This is a genomic window from Streptomyces sp. NPDC054847 (assembly GCF_053610925.1).
In genome coordinates this window covers 1-3,455 of sequence record NZ_JBSGZJ010000601.1, presented here as the reverse complement: position 1 = coordinate 3,455, position 3,455 = coordinate 1, and the positions used below count along the sequence as shown (strand labels likewise).

2 protein-coding genes and 1 pseudogene are annotated in these 3,455 nt (G+C 73.5%); all 3 read left to right on the top strand.

The features are described 5' to 3' along the window. Positions 1–236: pseudogene (locus ACWGH4_RS33015) on the top strand (hypothetical protein); the annotation flags it as partial. Positions 237–397: 161 nt separating this feature from the next. Beyond that, a complete protein-coding gene (locus ACWGH4_RS33010) occupies positions 398–1,894 on the top strand; it encodes an extracellular catalytic domain type 1 short-chain-length polyhydroxyalkanoate depolymerase (RefSeq protein WP_453467335.1) in 1,497 nt (498 codons plus the stop codon). Positions 1,895–1,975: 81 nt separating this feature from the next. Next, a complete protein-coding gene (locus tag ACWGH4_RS33005) occupies positions 1,976–3,412 on the top strand; it encodes a tannase/feruloyl esterase family alpha/beta hydrolase (RefSeq protein ID WP_453467333.1) in 1,437 nt (478 codons plus the stop codon). Positions 3,413–3,455 lie beyond the last annotated feature (43 nt).

The window sequence follows — 3,455 nt, the reverse complement described above, 5'->3', positions numbered from 1 at the left end:
AGTCACCGCCGGCGCCGCCGCCCGAGTCGGAACCGCCACCCGAAGAGCCCCCGTCGGAGCCGCAGGAACCCCCCGTGGAACCGGCGCCCGAGTCGGGCGCCGACTCCCCGGACGGACCGGCTCCCGAAGGGCCGGAGGAGCCGGCTCCGGAGCAGCCCGGCGGCACGAACGGCCTCGCTCCCGGCCCGCCGGACCCGGCACGCGCGCCGGTCGTCCTCGGATCGGTGCTCATCTAGGCCCCGTCCGGGCGGACAGGACTTAGCAGCCGGGTGCCCGGCGGCACAAGGGGGCGCGAACCGCCGTCGGCGGGCGCGGCTATGGGTGGCGTCACCATTCCTCGGCGCACGGACCGTTCCTACTGTGACCGGAATCGTCTCGTCACCTGTGGGAGGTCCGGATGCCGCTGTGTGGAAGCACGCCCGAACCGGTGCGCGTACGGACCGTCCGCCGGCTGCGCCGGGCCGCCGGGCGGCTCGGCGCGGCGCTCGCCGTCGTCGCGGGCGGACTGCTTGTCTCCCCCGCTCCCGCCGCGCACGCCGCCGTCGCCCTCGAGCACGTGGCCGACTTCGGTGCCGACCCGGGCAATCTGAACATGTACGTGTACCGGCCGGCGTCGCTCGCGCCGGAACCGGCCGTCGTGGTGGCCCTGCACGGCTGCACGCAGAGCGCGCAGGTGTACGCCGACAACTCGGGCCTGACGACATTCGCCGACCGGCACGGCTTCCTGGTGGTCTTCGCGGGCACCACGTCCGCCAACAACGCGAACAGCTGCTTCAACTGGTTCCAGACGTCCGACAACCGGCGCGGACAGGGCGAGGCAGCCTCCGTGCGGCAGATGGTCGCCCACGCGGAGTCCGCGTACGGTGCCGACGCGGGTCGCACCTTCGTCACCGGTCTCTCCGCGGGGGGCGCGATGACGTCGGTCATGCTCGCCGCCTATCCGGACGTCTTCGAGGCGGGTGCCGTGATCGCCGGCATGCCGTACGACTGCACCCGGGACACCGGCCCGTTCGTCTGCATGAACCCGGGCACGGACCGTACGCCGGCCGTGTGGGCGCAGCGGGTCCGGGACGCCTACCCGTCGTACACGGGACCGTGGCCGCGGGTGGCCGTGTGGCACGGCGACAACGACTCCACGGTCGCCCCGATGAACGCGGCCGAGCTGAGGGACCAGTGGACAGCCGTGCACGGGATCGGCCAGACCCCCGACAGAACGTCGACGATCGGCGCCAACGGCACCCGAAGGGAGCAGTATCTGGACGGGAACGGGCAGGTCGCCGTCGAGGTCGACCGGGTGCCCGCGATCGGACACGGGACGCCGGTCGACCCGGGCAGCGGCCCCGAGCAGTGCGGCCGTACGGGCACCGCGCACTTCATCGACTCGATCTGCTCCAGCCACTGGGTGACCGGGTTCTTCGGACTGGCGGGCGGCGGCGACCCGGATCCCGGCGGTCTGCCCGCCCCGGCCGGGCTCGTGGTGACCGGCGCCGACGACACGTCGATCGCCCTGGCCTGGCAGGCGGTGGACGGCGCCGCGGACTACGCCGTGTACCGCGACGGCTCCCGGGTCGCCACCCCGCAGGGCATCTCGTTCACGGACACCTCTCTCGCCGCGGGCTCCACCCACACTTACCGGGTCGCCGCCCGTGACGCGGCCGGGGCGGAGGGCGCCCGGTCGGACCGGATCACCGCGTCCACCACGGGGGCGGCGGCGGTCTGCTGGACGGACAGCAACTACGCGCATGTCCGGGCGGGCCGGGCGACGACCGCCGGCGGCTATACGTACGCCAAGGGTTCCGGCCAGAACATGGGCCTCTACAACACCTTCGTCATCCACACGCTCAAGGAGTCACCGGCCGGGCACTACGTCATCGCCGACGGCAACTGCCCCTGAGCTCCTTCGTTTCGACCGTCCCGGCACACGGGTGCCCCGGACGTCCGCCCTGCCCGCCACTTCATCCCAGGAGGCCCTCCCGTGCCGTTCGTCCTGCCGCCAGGCAACTCCCCCGAGCACCGCGGACGGTCCGGCCGACTCGGCCGTGCCGTACGGGTGGTCGCAGGGGCCGCGCTGCTGCTCGGCCTGACCGCCGTCCCCGCCGCGGAAGCCCGTGAGCCGGGCCACTGCGCACGGCAGCAGACGCTGCGGGTGCCCGGCGCCGGACACCAGGAGCTCTCCTGCCTGGCGGAGTTGACGACGGCGGGGACGATCGCGTCCGGGCACACCGACCAGGCGGACTGGGCGGGGCTCACCCCGGCCGGGCTCGCCACGCCCAGCGGTGTGCCGGGCATCCAGATCGACGGCTACTTCCCCGACGACTCGGCGGGCAACACCAACCACGGCTGGAACCACGACTCCCAGTTCGTCATCCGGCTCCCCGACCGGTGGAACGGCGGCCTGGTCGTCGCGGGTTCACCCGGGGTACGCGAGCAGTACGCCAACGACCGGGCCGTCTCCGACTGGGTGCTGTCCCGCGGCTACGCCTTCGCCGCGACCGACAAGGGAAACACCGGGGCGGCGTTCCACCGGGACGGCCGGCGGCCCGGAGAGGCCGTCGCCGAATGGAACGAACGGGTCACCCAACTGACCAGGGCCGCCCGTGCGGTCGTGGCCCAGCGCTACCACCGGCCACCGCGGCGCACCCTGGCCACCGGCATGTCCAACGGCGGCTATCTGGTGCGCTGGCAACTGGAGAACCACCCCGAGCTGTACGACGGCGGGGTGGACTGGGAGGGCACCCTGTGGCGCACGGAAGGCCCGAACCTGCTGACGTTCCTGCCGCCCGCGCTGCGCAGCTATCCGAAGTACGCGGCGGGCGGTGCCGGCGTCGCGCAGGCGCACCGGGAGATGGTGGCGGCCGGGTACCCCGCGGGCTCGGAGTTCCTGTGGCCCTACCACCACCAGTACTACTGGGACCTGACGCAGCGGATCTACCGCGAGGAACTGGATCCCGCCTTCGACGGTGCCACGGAGGCGGGGACGCCGTTCTGCGCTCCGGGGACACCGGCGTGCGACGCCGACTACGACTACGCCTCCCGGCCGCCCGAGGTGCACAGGGCCGTGGACCGGATCGCGCTGACGGGCCGGATCGGGAAGCCGCTCATCACCCTGCACGGCACGCTGGACGTGCTGCTGCCCATCGGTGAGGGGTCCGACGTGTACGCGCGCATGGTGCGCGAGGCAGGCCGTGACGGCCTCTTCCGCTACTACCGCGTCGAGGGCGGCACCCACGTCGACTCCCTGTACGACGTGTTCCCCGACCGGCTGCGCCCGCTGACGCCCTGTCACCGCGCGGCGTTCACGGCGATGGAGGAGTGGATCGGACAGGGCAGGGAGCCGGCCGCCGGTCACACCGTGGCCATGCCCGGTGCCGGCCGCGATCCGCTGACCGACTGCTCTCTCGGCCGCCGCTGAGGCTGCTCCCAGCAGGCCCGACGGCCCGCCGGTCCGCCCGAGG